Origin of the sequence: Pseudomonas sp. HS-18 (genome assembly GCF_020401845.1) — a bacterium.
Classification (GTDB): domain Bacteria; phylum Pseudomonadota; class Gammaproteobacteria; order Pseudomonadales; family Pseudomonadaceae; genus Pseudomonas; species Pseudomonas nitroreducens.
The window spans coordinates 5,352,924-5,368,595 of sequence record NZ_CP084413.1 but is presented as its reverse complement, the minus strand read 5'-3'; the positions used below and the strand labels follow the sequence as shown (position 1 = coordinate 5,368,595).

Sequence of the window (15,672 nt, the reverse complement as noted above, 5' to 3'; positions counted from 1 at the left end):
GGCGGAGTCAGTGACGTTCGACGGAACCGTTGGAGTTGCCGCCGGCAGCCTCGGCCAGGCGCCGCGCCTGCTTGAGGTAGAGGGTCAGCTCGCGCGCCGGCAGCGGCTTGCTGTAGAGGTAGCCCTGACCTTCGTGGCAGCCCTGGGCGATGATGTAGGCCTCCTGCTCGACGGTCTCCACGCCCTCGGCGATCACCTGCATGCCCAGGCTCTTGCCCAACTGGATGATGGCGCGAACGATGGTGGCGTCGTCGTCGTCCAGCAGCAGGTCCTGGACGAAGCTCTTGTCGATCTTGATCTTGTCCAGCGGCAGGCTCTTCAGGTAGCTCAGCGAGGAGTAGCCGGTGCCGAAGTCGTCGATGGCGATCAGCGCGCCGGCGCGGCGCAGGCTGAGCAGGTGCTGGGCGGCGGTGGAGATATCTTCCATCAGGCCGGTCTCGGTGACTTCCAGTTCCAGCGAGCGCGGCGGCAGGCGGTGCATCTGCAACAGGTTGCTGACCACGCGCGGCAGGGCGTTGTGGCGCAACTGCACGGTGGACAGGTTGACCGCCAGGCGCAGGTCGTCAAAACCCTGGTCGTGCCACTCGCGCAGTTGGCGGCAGGATTGGTCGAGCACCCATTCGCCGATGCTGAAGATGCTGCCGTTCTGTTCCGCCAGCGGGATGAACAGGTCCGGCGCGACCCAGCCCTGGGTCGGATGCTGCCAGCGCAGCAGCGCCTCGACGCCGACCACGCGGTGATCGCGGTAATCCACCTGCGGCTGGTACACGAGGTGCAGTTCGTTGCGCGCCAGGGCTTCGCGCAGGTCCTTCTCCAGTTCGCGGCGGCGGCGCATCTCGCTGTCGACGCTGGCGATGTAGAACTGGTAGCGGTTGCGCGAGCGGCTCTTGGCCAGGGTCATGGTCTGTTCGGCTTTCTGCAGCAGCTTCTCGGTGGTCTCGCCGTCCTCGGGGAACAGGGTGATGCCGATGGTGGCGCGCAGGTGGACCAGGTGCTGGTCCAGCTCGAAGGGCGCTTCGAGGTCGTCGAGGATCTGCTGGGCGAGTTCCGCTGCTTCGTAGGGCTGCTCGATGTCGGCCTGGACCAGGGCGAACTGGTCGCCGCCCAGTCGCGCCAGGGCGCCGAGGTGCGCGCTGCGGGTGCGCAGGCGGTCGGCGAGGGCGATCAACAACTGGTCACCGAACTGGTAGCTGTACTGCTCGTTGATGCCCTTGAAGTCATCCAGGCCCAGGCAGAGCACGGCGACGCGGCGCTGCAGGCGAGAGGCGCCTTCGAGGATCTGGTCCAGGCGCTGTTGCAGCAGCTTGCGGTTGGGCAGGCCGGTGAGGAAGTCGTACTGGGAGATGCGCAGCAGGCTGTCTTCGGCCTCGCGGCGCAGGTGGCCGTTGCGCTCGATGGAGGCCAGCAACTGGTTGGCGGTATTCACCCACAGGCCCAGTTCGTCCTTCTCGTGGCCGTCGGGCATCGGCAGCTTGTGCTGGCTGGGGCGGTCCGGGTTGATCGAGGCCAGGTGCTCGATGATCTTCGACAGCGGCTTGGTCAGCAGCCAGTGGTAGACCATGAACAGCACCAGGCTCAGGGCCATGGCGCGGAGGATGCCGGAGATGAAGATGATCACCGAGGTGGCGACGAAATCGTTGCCGTAGGGCGCGGTGTCGAGGGTGATCTTCAGGTCGCCGTAGTATTCGTTGGAGCCGCCCCGGCCAGCGAGGCGGATGGAGTAGTTCTGCTCGGCGCCGAGGATCGGGTCGGTCAGCCAGCGGGTGTTGGAGTCCAGCAGCGGGCGGGATTTTTCCGCCAGCATGGGTTCGTCCGGGTGGCCGATGGCGGCATAGCGCACGGCTTCGTGCTGGAACAGGCCTTCGAGGACCTGCATCGCCATGTCGCGGTCCAGGCTGTAGACGGCCTGGGTGGAAGGGTCGCGGACCATCGCCAGGATGCGCTGGGCGTCGTTGTGTACGTTCTGGCGCGCCTTGTGGGCGTCATAGACGATCTGGGCACAGCTGAGTACCACCCCGACCACGAGGGCCGCGAGCAATACCATTCGCAGCAGCTTGAGGGAGAGGCTGTGCCGGGGATCCAGTTTCAAGGTCTTTCCTTGTTTCTCGCCAGGGGCGAACGACTGGGGCTGAGTATTGGCAATTGGCGCAATGGCGTCAAAGGGCCATCGTTGTGTTTCGTGACTGTACCGGCCTTTCAGGTTAGCCGACACGAAGGCGTTACGCGCCCATTACGAAAAAACCCGGCACGGGGCCGGGTTTTTTCAGATCAATCGGGGTGCGATCAAGCAGCGAACTGCTCGGCCACGAAATCCCAGTTGACCAGGTTCCAGAATGCCTCGACGTACTTCGGACGCAGGTTGCGGTAGTCGATGTAGTAGGCGTGTTCCCAGACGTCGCAGGTCAGCAGCGGGGTGTCGCCGCTGGTCAGCGGGCAGCCGGCGCCGATGGTGCTGGCCAGGGCCAGGGAGCCGTCGGCTTTCTTCACCAGCCAACCCCAGCCGGAGCCGAAGGTGCCGATGGAGGTCTTGCTGAACTCTTCCTTGAACTTGTCGAAGGAACCGAAGGCAGCGTTGATGGCGTCAGCCAGGGCGCCGGTGGGCTGGCCACCGCCGTTGGGGCTCAGGCAGTTCCAGTAGAAGGTGTGGTTCCACACCTGGGCTGCGTTGTTGAAGATGCCGCCCGACGAGGTCTTGACGATGTCTTCCAGGCTCTTGCCTTCGAACTCGGTACCCGGAACCAGGTTGTTCAGGTTCACGACGTAGGTGTTGTGGTGCTTGTCGTGGTGGTATTCCAGGGTTTCCGCGGAAATGTGCGGCTCAAGGGCGTTCTTCGCGTAAGGCAGCGGCGGCAATTCGAAAGCCATGGTCTCTCTCCTATCTCACTCAGTCTGGGCTAGCGCGACGAGCGCGCGACCGGTACACGGGGCCGGTTCGATGTTTGTCGCGGCATCCGGGCGTAGCTGCAATGCGCCCCATCAAGAGGCAGGCAGCGCGCCAGTTGCGTCCGGAAGGCTCAGAGCCCGCCGGCGCCGCGAAGGTCGGATCATAGCACCCGACCTGTGGCATATCCACGCAGCAACTGTAGGGGCAAAGGCCCAAGGTCGCGGGCTGCGTGCAATCACTCCACCTTAGACTGACCGGGACGGCGGATCGTCGTTCGGACTATTTTCCCGCGAAGTGCTTGGATCAGGCGGCAAACACCAGTTGCGCGGCCATGCCCAGCATCATCACGGCGACCATCAGGTCCACCAGGCGCCAGGTGGCAGGGCGCGCCAGCCAGGGCGCGAGCCAGGCGGCACCGAAGGCCAGGGTGAAGAACCACAGCAGGGATGCGCTGGCCGCGCCCATGGCGTAGGCGCCGGGGGCGGCCTGCTGGGCGCCGAGTGAACCGATCAGCAGCACGGTGTCGAGGTAGACGTGGGGATTGAGCAGGGTAACCGCCAGCGCGGCCATCAGCACGGTGCGGCGCGAGCGCGGGCCGGTTTCTCCGGCGTTGGCCATGGCCTCGGGTGCGACTGCACGACGCAGTGCCTTGAGGCCGTACCAGACCAGGAAGGTGACACCGCCCCAGCGGGCGACGGCCAGCAGCGTCGGGTTCTCGGCGAGGATCTTCGCCAGGCCGAACACCCCGGCGCTGACCAGGATGGCGTCACAGGCCACGCACAGCGCGGCGACCGACAGGTGATGCTCGCGGCGCAGGCTCTGGGAGAGGACGAAGGCGTTCTGCGCGCCGATGGCGATGATCAGCCCGGCGGCGACCAGGATGCCGTTGAGATAGCTCTGCCACATGATTCAGATCCCTTCCGGGTCGAGCGTGAGCGCGTGCAAGACGTCCAGCGCGCGCGGGCCGTCGGCGTGGGCGACGAACAGATGGTCGTGGTACCAGGCGGCGACCACGTTGCAGCTGATCCCGGCCTTGGCCAGGGCCGTCGCGACGGCGGCGGTGAGGCCCACCGCCTGCAATGCCGAGTGCACTTCGAGGGTCAGCCACGCGGCGACGTAGTCGAAGGCCAGCCCGGCCTGTTCTGCCTCGGCGCGGGGCAGGATCAGCGTCAACCCTTCGCTTTCACGGAAGCTGCCCAGCGGCTGCAGGCCGGCGGGTATTTGCCCGTCGGGCAAGGTGCAGTAGACGTATTCGCCGTCATTGAGCACCGGGGTCATGTCGCGCAGCAGCGCGGCCAGGGAGGTTTCGCCAGCCATGAGGATCAGTCCGTCGAGTAGGGAGTGCTGGCGATTGTCTGGTTTTCGCGAGTATAAGAAAAACCAATACTGCTGATATCTCATTAGGAAAAATGATCATGTTCGACTACAAGCTGCTTGCCGCCCTGGCCGCCGTGGTGGAACAGGGTGGTTTCGAGCGCGGCGCCCAGGTGCTGGGGCTGTCGCAGTCGGCGATTTCCCAGCGCATCAAGCTGCTCGAGGCGCGGGTCGGCCAGCCGGTGCTGGTGCGCGCGGCGCGGCCGCAGCCGACCGATCTCGGCCAGCGCCTGCTCAACCATGTGCAGCAGGTGCGCCTGCTGGAGGGCGACCTGCAGCAATCGGTGCCTGCGCTGGACGACGGCGCTGCGCCCGAGCGCCTGCGCCTGGCGCTGAACGCCGACAGCCTGGCGACCTGGTGGGCGCAGGCGGTCGGGGACTTCTGTGGCGAGCGCCATGTGTTGCTGGACCTTGTCGTCGAGGACCAGGAAGTCGGCCTCAAGCGCATGCGCGCCGGCGAGGTGGCCGGTTGTGTCTGTGCCAGCCCGCGCCCGGTGGCCGGCGGGCGCTGCGAGGCATTGGGCGCCATGCGCTATCGCGGGCTGGCCAGCCCGGAATTCATTGCCCGGCATTTTCCCAAGGGAGTGAAGCCCGAAGGGCTGGTGCGCGCCCCGGCCATCGTCTACGGGCCGGACGATCAACTGCAGCACCGCTACCTGAAGGCCCTGGGCGTCGATGGTCACTTCAGCTACCACCTGTGCCCGTCTTCCGAGGGCTTCGTGCGCATGACCAGCGGCGGCCTCGGCTGGGGCCTGGTGCCCGAGCAGCAGGTGCGCGGCGAGCTGGAACGCGGTGAGCTGGTGGACATGCTGCCGGGGCGGGTGATCGACGTTCCGCTTTACTGGCACCACTGGCGCAACGGCGGCGAACTGCTCGCCGCGCTGACCCGGCACCTGCTGGCGAAGGCGCCGGGGCTGATGGTGCCGATCAGCCGCGAATGACGATGCTGCCGCTGCCGGGCAACTGCTCGATGCAGCGCGCGCCGAAGAGCTTCGACGGTGTGAAGTAGCCGACGCTGGTGGGATTGGCCAGCAGATGGCGCACCGCGAAGAGCACGCCGTGGATGGTCACGTCATAGCCGTTGGCCGTTTCCAGGCGCGCCGTGCAGCGTTCGCCACGGGCATTGCGCACTTCGCCCCAGACCCAGGTACGCAGCTTGCCGCGCGCCACTTCGTCCGGGCCTTGGACGCGCTTCTCCACCTGCTCCTTGAGCCAGTCCTGCACGCGGTCGCGGCCCAGCAGCGGGCGCAAGCTGTCCATCACGCGCATGCCGATGGCGGCGGCGGGCGGCACCGGCAGGTACACCGCGATGTCGCCGATGCCGGTGGAGTAATAGGCTGTCGCCACGTCGCCCCAGGGAATGGTCACGGCATGCTTGAGGCCGCGGCCGAAGTCGATGTCGCGGCGCTTGTAGCCCAACGGCACGTCGCGCAGGCGGCCGGCTTCGCGCACCTTGCCGCCCAGCTTGAGGCCTTCGACGGTGGTCTTGGCGGTACCCGGCGAAAGGCCGCTGCCGCTGTCGAAGCCCAGCGCCAGGGACGTGGCGTCGGGCATGGCTTCCTTGAGGCAGGCGGCGACGCAGTCGGTGGGGATCACGTCGAAGCCGACGCCGGGGCAGATCGCCACGCCAGCCGTGCGCGCCACTTCGTCGAGGCCGTGGGCGTATTCGAAGACGGATATCTCCCCGGTGATGTCGACGTAATGGGCGCCGCTGGCGATGCACGCTTCGATCATCGGCGCGGCGGTGGCGGAGAAGGGGCCCGCGCAGTTGGCGACCACGGCGATATCTTCCAGCGCGGCCAAGGCGGCGGCGCTGTCGTTCAGGTCGAACACCCGGCACTCCAGTCCCAGCGAACTGCCCAGCGCATGCAGGCTGGCCGGGTTGCGGCCGCCGAGGATCGGCGTCAGGCCTTCGCGTTGCGCCTGCTCGGCCACCAGCCGGCCGGTGTAGCCGTTGGCGCCGTAGATCATCCAGTGGGACTTGCTCATGATGTGGCCTCGTGGATACGCGTGAATGCCTCAAGGGTAGTCGCAACCACCCCCGGCATGTCGCCGATCTCAAGTCGTGCAACCCTGCCGGCTCGCTGCGGTCTGCAAGGATTCGTTTCTGGCGTGCAAGGCCAGAGTGGTAGCGTGCGGCGGCTGATAGAGTCGCCGGAAATAACAACAGGAGTGGCGTGCATGAAGATTCTGGTCACCGGAGCCAGCGGGTTCATTGGCGGGCGTTTCGCTCGCTTCGCCCTGGAGCAGGGGCTGGCGGTACGGGTGAACGGACGCCGCGAGGAAGCGCTGCAGCCGCTGGTGGCGCGTGGCGCGGAGTTCATGGCCGGCGACCTGTCGGACCCGGCGCTGGTGCGCGCGCTGTGCAGCGACGTCGACGCCGTGGTGCATTGCGCTGGTGCGGTCGGTGTGTGGGGCAGCCACGAGTACTTCCACCAGGCCAACGTGGTGATGACCGAGGCCATCGTCGAGGCGTGCCTGAAGCAGAAGGTCCGCCGTTTGGTGCACCTGTCCTCGCCATCGATCTATTTCGACGGCCAGTCCCATGTCGGCATCAATGAAGAACAGGTGCCCAAGCGCTTCGCCAACCATTACGGCTCGACCAAGTATCAGTCGGAACTGGTCGCCCTCGGCGCCCAGGAGTTCGGCCTGGAAGTGCTGGCGCTGCGCCCGCGTTTCGTCACCGGCGCCGGCGACACCAGCATCTTCCCGCGGATGATCGCCGCGCACCGCAAGGGCCGCCTGCGCATCATCGGCCAGGGCCTGAACAAGGTGGACTTCACCAGCATCCAGAACCTCAACGACGCACTGTTTTCCAGCCTGATGGCCGGCGACGCGGCGCTCGGCCAGGCCTACAACATCAGCAACGGGCAGCCGCTGCCGTTGTGGGACGTGGTGAACTACGTGCTGCGCCGACTGGACATGCAGCCGGTGGAGCGGCACATGCCCTACGGGTTGGCGTACAACCTGGCGCTGATCAACGAGGGCGTGTGCAAGGTCCTGCCCGGTCGCCCGGAGCCGACCCTGCATCGCCTGGGCATGGCGGTGATGGCCAAGGACTTCTCCCTGGATATCTCCCGTGCGCGCCAGTACCTCGACTACGACCCGCAGAACAGCCTGTGGGATGCGCTGGACGAGTTCTGTGACTGGTGGCGGTTGCGCGGCATGTAGAGGCTCGCTCCTGCGAGAGCCTTCTCTGCCTAGCGTGGTGCGCGAGCACCGCCACGCAGTGGGCCGGAATACTGTTGCTCGCCGCCGCCCTGCATTGGCAGGAAGCTCGGCTCCTGCACCAGGCGCGGTAACTGTATGCCGCTCAGCTCGCTGAGGCGCTCGCCCAACTGGCGGGTCTCCTCGCAACTGGAATCGGCACAGGCGCGCAGCATTCGCTCGATGGCATCGCTCTGCTGGTACTGGATCTCCAGCGCCTGTTCTTCACGCAGACGGCGGCGCAATTCGCGCATGCAATCCAGGATGGCCTTGTTGAGTTCGATCACCCGACTTCCTCCCCCGCGAAGGGCGCCAAAGCGGCGCCAAGTATCGGGAGCAGGAGCAAGGGGCGTGCCACGATGTCGCAAAGCCACTATTGGCGGGTCGCCTGGGGAACTGCGCCCTCCGTCACGGGTCTTCTGTGCGCCGACGAGGTGCGTGACGCCCTGTGATGGCACGCTGCTCCCAGGCTGCTCTCAGAGTCATGCGAACGGATATACTGCGCCCTGCGCAGGCAACACGCCGCTTCATCCCCACAGGTTCATTCCATGCGTAATGACACGTTCGACGAATTCGATGATGTGCCCCACCTTTCCACCGACGCCGCCGACCGCGACGAATTCGGCCATCACCCGCGCCGTGTGGTCGAGCCCAGCGGACGTCCGCTGCCCTCGCCGGTGAAACGTGGCGGCGGGACCGGTGCGCTGTGGGCGCTGGTCGCAGCCATGGCCATCGCCCTGGCCGGTGTGGGCTGGTGGAGCCACCAGCAACTGCTGCTCATGGAGCAGCAACTGATCGCCACCCAGGAAAGCTTCGCCAAGATCAGCGAGGAGGCCGCCGGTCGCCTGGACGACATCCGCGGCAAGTTCGTCGCCAACGAATCCAATGGCATGAGCGACCGCGAAGCGCTGAAGCTGCAGGTCAAGCAACTGCAGGGCCGCCTGGCCGAGCAGGCCAAGGCGCAGCAGATTTCCCTGTCGGAATTCGACGGCGCCCAGGGCAAGCGCCTGGCGCAGATCAGCGACGACCTCAAGGCGCAACAGGAAAGTGCCGCGCAACTGGTGGCCCAGCTGGACGCCAAGCTCAAGACCATTTCCGATGAGCAGGCCAAGTTCAAGAACGTGCAGGCCGACCTCGCCGCCGCCAACCAGCAGATCCAGGCGCTCAACACGGAAATCGCCAACCTGAAGAAGGACGGCAGCCAGTCCAAGGCGATCAAGAGCCTGCAGGACGACCTTTTCGTGCTGCGCTCCGAAGTCGATGGCCGCCAGGGCCAGGCCAACAGCGATACCAAGGAGTTCGATGTATTCCGCATCCAGGTGATGCGCAACATCAACACCCTGCAGCAGCAGATGCAGAACCTCCAGCAGCAGATCAGCACGCGCTGAACCGCGGTCTGAAAAAGGCCCCCGCACCGAACGGTCCGGGGGCTTTTCATTGGCCATCCCTCTTTGGGAGTAGTCACGGCAATTCTTGTCTTGAATCAGTTTCAGGGCGGGCTTCGAAGCGAATAATCGCTAACAAATGAGAGTTATTCTGATTCTCCCCTTGTTCGATCATTCGCCCGGAGGCTTTCCATGCACGATCTTCAAGCGCAACGCCGGTATCGCATCGCGGGGTACCGGCCCGGGATCGGCGCCGCCTTCCGCCAGCGACTGTTCTCCATGGGGCTGCTGCCAGGTGCCGAGCTGAAGGTTCGCCGCGTGGCGCCGCTGGGCGATCCGGTGCAGGTGGATACCCGCCAGTGCAGCCTGGTCCTGCGCCGCCGCGATCTGGCCTTCCTCCAGCTCGAAGCGCAGGACTGATCGACCCATGGATGAACTGCGCATCGGTTTGATCGGCAACCCCAACGCGGGCAAGACCACCCTGTTCAACCAGCTCACCGGCTCGCGCCAGCGCGTGGGCAATTGGGCCGGCGTGACCGTCGAACGCAAGGAAGGCAGCTTTCGCACCGCCCGCCACCACGTACGCTTGGTGGATCTGCCCGGCACCTATTCGCTGACCACCTTGTCGACCCAGGCCTCGCTGGACGAGCAGATCGCCCGGCGCTGCATCGTCGATGGCGAGGTGGACGTGCTGGTCAACGTGGTGGACGCCACCAACCTGGAACGCAACCTCTACCTCACCGTGCAGCTGCGCGAGATGGGCCTGCCCTGCGTGGTGGCGCTGAACATGCTCGATATCGCCCGCACCCAGGGCCTGAACATCGACCGCGAGGCGCTGGCGCGGGAATTGGGTTGCCCGGTGGTGCCGCTGGTATCGACCCGCGGCGAAGGCATCGATGCACTGAAGGAGGCCATCGACAGCCTGGGTGTACAGCAACCGCTGCAGGTGCCGTATCCTGCCGCGCTGCGGGACGCCGTCACTCAACTGCTACCGGCCGACGCACCGCCGGCCCACACCTGGATGGCCCTGCTGGCGCTGGAAGGCGACTTGCACAGCGCCAGCCAGCTCAAGCTCGACCCGACGAGCCTGCTGGCCGCGCGTGACTCGATTCGTTGCGCCTGTGGAGAGGACCCGGAACTGCTGCTGGTGGACGCGCGCTACCGGCTGATCGGCAAACTCTGCGAGCGCGCCAGCAACCACCGTGAGGCCGCGCCGCATCGCTTGACCCAGATGCTGGACAGCATCGCGCTGAACCGCTGGCTGGGCATCCCGGTGTTCCTCTTGGTGATGTACCTGATGTTCTTTTTCGCCATCACTCTGGGCGGGGCGCTGCAGCCGATCTTCGACCAGGGCTCCTCGGCGCTGTTCATCGACGGCATCCAGTGGCTGGGCGCGCGCAGCGGCGCACCGGACTGGTTGACCGCGCTGCTGGCCCAGGGCCTGGGCGGTGGCATCAACGCGGTGCTGCCGCTGATCCCGCAGATCGGCCTGATGTACCTGTTCCTCGCCCTGCTGGAAGACTCCGGCTACATGGCTCGCGCGGCCTTCGTCATGGACCGCCTGATGCAGGCCCTCGGCCTGCCGGGCAAATCCTTCGTGCCACTGATCGTCGGTTTCGGCTGCAACGTGCCGTCGATCATGGGCACCCGCACCCTGGATAACCCGCGCGAACGCCTGATGACTTCGATGATGGCGCCGTTCATGTCCTGCGGCGCGCGGCTGGCGATCTTCGCGGTATTCGCCGCGGCCTTCTTCGGCCAGAACGGTGCGCTGGCGATCTTCTCGCTGTACCTGCTGGGAATCGTCGTGGCGGTTCTTACCGGGCTGCTGCTCAAGCACACGCTGATGCGCGGCGAGGCCTCGCCCTTCGTCATGGAACTACCGCTTTACCACGTGCCGCACCTGCGCAGCCTGCTGCTGCAGACCTGGACGCGCCTGCGTGCCTTCATCGTCCGCGCCGGCACCGTGATCATCCTGGTCAGCCTGGTGATCGGCGGGCTGAACAGCGTCACCCTCGATGGCCGCCCGGTGCAGGGCGACATCGCCGACTCGGCGCTATCGAGTCTCAGCCACAAGGTCACGCCGCTGCTGGCGCCCATGGGCGTGCACCCGGACAACTGGCAGGCCACCGTTGGCCTGGTCACCGGCGCGCTGGCCAAGGAAGTGGTGGTCGGAACACTCAACACGCTCTACACCGCCGAGCACATCCAGGGCGAAGCGTTCGACGCCGACGGCTACGACCTCTGGGCCCAGTTGAAGCAGGCCGGGGCGGATACGCTGGACGGCCTGCGCGACTCGTTCAGCCTCAGCGTGTTGGCCAACCCGGTCGCCGCGAGCATGGCAGATGGCGAGATGGAAGAGGGCTCCATGGGCACCTTCGCTGCCAAGTTCGGCAGTCCGTTGGCCGCCTACAGCTACCTGGTCTTCGTGCTGCTCTACGTGCCCTGCGTGGCGACCCTTGGAGCGCTGACACGCGAAAGCGGCCGGGGCTGGATGACCTTCTCGGTGCTCTGGGGCCTGAACGTCGCCTACTCGCTGGCGACCCTCTGCTACCAGGTGTTCAGCTTTGCCGAACATCCGCCATACAGCGCGGTGGCCATCGGCCTGGTGCTGGTGTTCAACCTGGTGCTGTTCCTCATCCTGCGCTGGGTCGGCCGGCGCGGCCTGGAACTGAATGGCGAGCGAGAACTGCGCGCCACTCCGGCCGGGAGCTGCCACTGATGACCTCGGCAATCGCCGTGCGTAACCTGCTGGGTGAGATGGGCGAGGCGGATGTGCCGACTCTGGCTCAACGCCTCGGCGCTTCGAAGGCTCTGCTCGAAGCCCTGCTGGAGCGCTTGCTGGCGATGGGCGTGGTGGAAAAGGTCGCGTCCGAGCCGGCGGCCTGCGGGAGCTGCAAGGGATGCGCGGAGACGACGCCGTGCTCGACGACAGGGTATCGGTTGTCGTCGAGAAACACTGTTGCGCCACTGCGCTGGAGCTCTGTGTAGGGCGTATAACCCGGAACGGGTTATACGCCGCAATGGCGGATAACGCCTGAGGCCTTATCCGCCCTACGAATTGGCACCGGCATGGAAAAAGGGCGCCTTCGCAAGAAGGCGCCCTTTTCGTTGGCGCTGGTACCGGCGCTTACAGGCGCGGGTAGTCCAGGTAGCCGACCGGGCCTTTGCCGTAGAAGGTTTCCGGGTGCGGCTCGTTCCAGGCGGCGCCTTTCTGCAGGCGGGTTACCAGGTCCGGGTTGGCGATGAACGGGATGCCGAAGGCGACCGCGTCGGCCTTGCCGCTTTCCAGCCACTCGGTGGCGGTTTCCTGGGTGAAGCGCTCGTTGGCGATGTACACGCCGCCGAAGATTTCCTTCAGTTTCGGGCCGATGCTGTCGTCAGCGGCCTTCTCGCGGGTGCAGATGAACGCCACGCCGCGCTTGCCCAGCTCGCGGGCCACGTAGCCGAAGGTGGCCAGCGGGTCGGAGTCGCCCATGTCGTGGGAGTCCATGCGCGGCGCCAGGTGCACGCCGACACGGCCGGCGCCCCACACGCCGATCACGGCGTCGGTGACTTCCAGCAGCAGGCGCGCGCGGTTCTCCACGGAGCCGCCGTACTGGTCGGTGCGCTGGTTGGTGCTGCTCTGCAGGAACTGGTCGAGCAGGTAGCCGTTGGCGCCGTGCACTTCCACGCCGTCGAAACCGGCGGCCTTGGCGTTTTCCGCGCCGATGCGGTAGGCCTCGACGATGTCGGCGATCTCTTCGGTTTCCAGGGCGCGCGGGGTGACGAACTCCTTGATCGGACGCACCAGGCTGACATGGCCGGCCGGCTTGATCGCACTCGGCGCCACCGGGGTTTCACCGTTCAGGTACAGCGGGTCGGAGATGCGGCCGACGTGCCACAGTTGCAGGAAGATGCGGCCGCCATTGGCGTGCACGGCCTTGGTGACGTTGGTCCAGCCGCGCACCTGGTCGTCGGACCAGATGCCGGGAGTGTCGGGGTAGCCGACGCCCATCGGGGTCACCGAGGTGGCCTCGCTGAGGATCAGGCCGGCGTCGGCGCGTTGGGTGTAGTACTCGGCCATCAGCGCGTTGGGCACGCGGCCTTCGTCGGCGCGGCAGCGGGTCAGCGGGGCCATGATGATGCGGTTGGGCAGTTCCAGGTCACCGATGACGATGGGATCGAAAAGCGTAGTCATTGCATTACTCCGGGGCGTGAGGGTGGAGGTTCAATCGAGGACGGTTTGTGTCTGGTTGGGCTTGCCGCCGAACGCGATCATCACCGCGATCAGCGCGAGTACGGAGAGCACGGCGCCGGCCAGGGGCACGCGGGTCAGGCCCAGGCCGTGGTCGATGACGCTGCCGCCGACCCAGGCGCCGATGGCGTTGCCGACGTTGAAGGCGCCGATGTTCAGGGTGGCGACGAGGTTGGGCGCGGCGCCGCCGACGCGGACCACGTTGACCTGCAGGGCGGGCACCGCGGCGAAGGCGGCAGCGGCCCAGATGAACAGGGTGATTTCGGCCGGGATCAGCGCGGCGCTGGTCCAGCTCAGCACAGTGGAAACCACCGCCATGGTGGCGAACACGCCGGCCAGGGTGGTGCCCAGGCGCCAGTCGGCGAGGCGGCCGCCGATGATGTTGCCCAGGGTCAGGCCGAGGCCGATCAGTACCAGGCTCCAGGTGATGCCGCGCGGCGAGACCTCGGTGACTTCGCCGAGCAACGGCGCGACGTAGGTGAACAGCGCGAACACCGCGGCGGAGAACAGTACGGTGGTGCCCAGCGCCAGCCACAGCGGGCCGTTGCGCAGCGCGGAGACTTCCTTGCGCATGTCCACCGCTTCTTCATCGTGTTGCTTGGGCAGCACGCGCCACAGGCTGATCAATGCGATGACGCCGATCAGCGTGACTGCCCAGAACGGCGAGCGCCAGCCGGCGACCTGGCCCAGCGCAGTGCCGGCCGGAACGCCGAGCACGTTGGCCAGGGTCAGCCCGGTGAACATCAGCGCCACGGCGGAAGCCTTGCGGTTGGCCGGTACCAGGCTGGCGGCGACCACCGAGCCGATGCCGAAGAAGGCGCCGTGGCACAGCGCAGTAATGATCCGCGCCAGCATCAGCAGGCCGTAGTTGGCGGCCACGGCGCAGAGCAGGTTGCCCAGGATGAAGATGCCCATGAGCATCAGCAGCGCGGTCTTGCGCGGCAGGCGGGCCGTGAGCAGCGCCATGATCGGCGCGCCGATGGCGACACTGAAGGCATAGGCGCTGACCAGCCAGCCGGCGGCCGGAATAGAGACGGACAGGTCGCCCGCGACCTCGGGCAACAGGCCCATGATCACGAATTCCGTGGTGCCGATGGCAAACGCGGACAAAGCGAGGACGAGAAGCGAAGTGGGCATGCGCCTGCTCCTGGAGAGTTGAAATTGTCTTGGCTGGCAGTAGCCGGTCAAACCCGCCCTGAATCTGCTGCGCGTCGGCATAGCTGCGTTGAAAACAGACTCGGAATGCTCATTTACCGCTTGTAAACTGCGCTTCCTTGTCTGTTTTCGCCTTGCTCTGCTCTAGCTCGCAAGATTCTGAACGGGTTTGTTACAGCGCTTCGCTCAGGTGGCGAACAAAGGCCTGGATGGTTTCTTCGTTGCGTTTGAAGAAGTTCCACTGGCCGACTTTTCGACTGGTCACCAGGCCCGCGCGCTGGAGGGTGGCCAGATGCGCGGAAACGGTGGATTGCGACAGACCGGTACGCTGGTCGAACTTGCCGGCGCAGACGCCGATCTCGAAGGATTGGTGTTCCTGCTCGACGAAGAATTTCTCCGGGTCCTTGAGCCAGTGCAGCATGTCGCGTCGCACCGGGTGGGCCAGGGCCTTGAAGATTTCGTCGAGGTCGAGAGTGTGTTGTTCAGTCATGGGCGTATCGGTCTATCGCGTTGGGACGAACTATATATCGGTCAAAAACGATATGAATTCGTTTGGCGCGATAGTAATGATCACCGCCCGTGATAATAGGGGCGGGCTACCGTGGGAGCGTGCTCCGTCCGCGATGGTTCCGCCTCTGCTCCGTGCCGCTTTTAGTCGGTGCGGGGGGCGACCAGTCCTTGCTCGCGAACCGAGACTGCTCGGGGCCAATAGGTTCGCGAGCAAGCTCGCTCCTACAGCAGAGCATCGGTACGCGCTAAGCTCATCTCATGAACTACCTCGCGCATCTCCACCTGGGCGGCGACCGGCCCGCCCAACTGCTCGGCAGCCTTTACGGCGATTTCGTCAAAGGCCCGCTGGCCGGGCAGTGGCCCGCTGAAATCGAGGCGGCTATCCGCCTGCACCGGCGCATCGACGCCTTCACCGACAGTCATCCCTTGATACACAGTGCCAAGTCGCGCTTCCCCAGTGAGCGCCGACGCATGGCCGGCGTGCTGCTGGACGTGTTCTACGACCACTGCCTGGCCCGCGACTGGGAGCGTTTCTCCGGCGAGCCGCTGGAGCAGTTCACCCAACGGGTCTACGGTGTACTGGGCCGCACGCCCGGCCTGCCGGAGCGTCTGGCGCGCATTGCACCGCGCATGGCCGCGCAGGACTGGCTCGGCAGCTATCGGCAGTTCGAGGTGTTGCAGGACGTTGTCTCCGGCATGTCCCGGCGCCTGTCGCGGCCGTCCCTGCTGGATGGCGCCTGGGAGGAGCTGGATCGTCTTTACGAACCATTGAGCAGCGACTTCCGTGAGTTCTATCCCGAACTTCAGGAGTTCGTCAGAAATCCGCCGAAAGCGATGGACGGTCCGGCCTGACTTGATATGCGTCAACCGGCCGGCGGCCCATAGCGTGTGCAATAGACACATCTGAAGGACGACGAGAG

General features: G+C 65.9%; 16 protein-coding genes. 7 read left to right on the top strand and 9 right to left on the bottom strand.

Going from position 1 to position 15,672, the window contains the following annotated elements; genetic code table 11:
* Window positions 1-7: 7 nt before the first annotated feature.
* The 4 genes from LDJ84_RS25065 to LDJ84_RS25050 all read right to left on the bottom strand — a co-directional run bounded on the left by LDJ84_RS25065 (window position 8) and on the right by LDJ84_RS25050 (window position 4,201).
* On the bottom strand, window positions 8-2,089 hold the full coding sequence (locus LDJ84_RS25065) for a putative bifunctional diguanylate cyclase/phosphodiesterase (protein ID WP_024762590.1): 2,082 nt from the start codon (window positions 2,087-2,089) through the stop codon (window positions 8-10).
* Window positions 2,090-2,283: 194 nt separating this feature from the next.
* The gene (gene sodB / locus LDJ84_RS25060) at window positions 2,284-2,865 is read right to left on the bottom strand and encodes a superoxide dismutase [Fe] (RefSeq protein ID WP_024762591.1); all 582 of its coding nucleotides are present in this window, start codon (window positions 2,863-2,865) and stop codon (window positions 2,284-2,286) included.
* A gap of 322 nt (window positions 2,866-3,187) precedes the next feature.
* Window positions 3,188-3,790, bottom strand: coding sequence for a LysE/ArgO family amino acid transporter (locus LDJ84_RS25055; protein ID WP_226045573.1), 603 nt, complete (start codon window positions 3,788-3,790; stop codon window positions 3,188-3,190).
* A 3-nt stretch (window positions 3,791-3,793) separates the two neighbouring features.
* Window positions 3,794-4,201 carry an ACT domain-containing protein gene (locus tag LDJ84_RS25050; RefSeq protein WP_037009458.1) on the bottom strand — a complete coding sequence of 136 codons (408 nt, stop codon included), beginning with the start codon at window positions 4,199-4,201 and terminating at the stop codon, window positions 3,794-3,796.
* A gap of 92 nt (window positions 4,202-4,293) precedes the next feature.
* Between LDJ84_RS25050 and LDJ84_RS25045 the strand changes: the two genes are divergently transcribed.
* Window positions 4,294-5,199: a LysR family transcriptional regulator ArgP gene (locus tag LDJ84_RS25045; protein WP_226045572.1), complete on the top strand. Its 906-nt coding sequence runs from the start codon at window positions 4,294-4,296 to the stop codon at window positions 5,197-5,199.
* On the opposite strand, the gene LDJ84_RS25040 is transcribed toward LDJ84_RS25045, so the two are convergent.
* Complete coding sequence (locus tag LDJ84_RS25040) at window positions 5,186-6,247, bottom strand: saccharopine dehydrogenase family protein (RefSeq protein ID WP_226045571.1); 1,062 nt, start codon at window positions 6,245-6,247, stop codon at window positions 5,186-5,188. The genes LDJ84_RS25045 and LDJ84_RS25040 overlap by 14 nt on opposite strands.
* A gap of 192 nt (window positions 6,248-6,439) precedes the next feature.
* Between LDJ84_RS25040 and LDJ84_RS25035 the strand changes: the two genes are divergently transcribed.
* Complete coding sequence (locus LDJ84_RS25035) at window positions 6,440-7,429, top strand: NAD-dependent epimerase/dehydratase family protein (RefSeq protein ID WP_024762596.1); 990 nt, start codon at window positions 6,440-6,442, stop codon at window positions 7,427-7,429.
* Between the two features lie 29 nt (window positions 7,430-7,458).
* On the opposite strand, the gene LDJ84_RS25030 is transcribed toward LDJ84_RS25035, so the two are convergent.
* Window positions 7,459-7,749 (bottom strand): hypothetical protein, encoded by a 291-nt coding sequence (locus LDJ84_RS25030; protein WP_037009468.1) that lies wholly within the window; start codon window positions 7,747-7,749, stop codon window positions 7,459-7,461.
* 264 nt (window positions 7,750-8,013) lie between these two features.
* Between LDJ84_RS25030 and LDJ84_RS25025 the strand changes: the two genes are divergently transcribed.
* From LDJ84_RS25025 to LDJ84_RS25010, 4 genes are all read left to right on the top strand, one after another.
* Complete coding sequence (locus LDJ84_RS25025; protein WP_024762598.1) at window positions 8,014-8,853, top strand: ATPase; 840 nt, start codon at window positions 8,014-8,016, stop codon at window positions 8,851-8,853.
* Window positions 8,854-9,042: 189 nt separating this feature from the next.
* Window positions 9,043-9,270: a ferrous iron transporter A gene (gene feoA / locus LDJ84_RS25020; RefSeq protein WP_024762599.1), complete on the top strand. Its 228-nt coding sequence runs from the start codon at window positions 9,043-9,045 to the stop codon at window positions 9,268-9,270.
* Between the two features lie 7 nt (window positions 9,271-9,277).
* Window positions 9,278-11,572 carry a Fe(2+) transporter permease subunit FeoB gene (feoB, locus tag LDJ84_RS25015; RefSeq protein WP_065084430.1) on the top strand — a complete coding sequence of 765 codons (2,295 nt, stop codon included), beginning with the start codon at window positions 9,278-9,280 and terminating at the stop codon, window positions 11,570-11,572.
* The gene (locus tag LDJ84_RS25010; protein WP_024762601.1) at window positions 11,572-11,841 is read left to right on the top strand and encodes a FeoC-like transcriptional regulator; all 270 of its coding nucleotides are present in this window, start codon (window positions 11,572-11,574) and stop codon (window positions 11,839-11,841) included. The genes feoB and LDJ84_RS25010 overlap by 1 nt, the downstream gene beginning before the upstream one ends.
* Window positions 11,842-11,980: 139 nt before the next feature.
* Here the strand turns inward: LDJ84_RS25010 and LDJ84_RS25005 are convergent, their stop codons facing one another.
* From LDJ84_RS25005 to LDJ84_RS24995, 3 genes are all read right to left on the bottom strand, one after another.
* Window positions 11,981-13,030 (bottom strand): alkene reductase, encoded by a 1,050-nt coding sequence (locus LDJ84_RS25005; RefSeq protein WP_024762602.1) that lies wholly within the window; start codon window positions 13,028-13,030, stop codon window positions 11,981-11,983.
* 30 nt (window positions 13,031-13,060) lie between these two features.
* The gene (locus LDJ84_RS25000; protein WP_065084432.1) at window positions 13,061-14,224 is read right to left on the bottom strand and encodes an MFS transporter; all 1,164 of its coding nucleotides are present in this window, start codon (window positions 14,222-14,224) and stop codon (window positions 13,061-13,063) included.
* A 190-nt stretch (window positions 14,225-14,414) separates the two neighbouring features.
* Window positions 14,415-14,732, bottom strand: coding sequence for an ArsR/SmtB family transcription factor (locus LDJ84_RS24995; RefSeq protein ID WP_024762604.1), 318 nt, complete (start codon window positions 14,730-14,732; stop codon window positions 14,415-14,417).
* Window positions 14,733-15,010: 278 nt separating this feature from the next.
* Between LDJ84_RS24995 and LDJ84_RS24990 the strand changes: the two genes are divergently transcribed.
* A complete protein-coding gene (locus tag LDJ84_RS24990) occupies window positions 15,011-15,604 on the top strand; it encodes an ACP phosphodiesterase (protein WP_065084433.1) in 594 nt (197 codons plus the stop codon).
* Window positions 15,605-15,672: the final 68 nt, after the last annotated feature.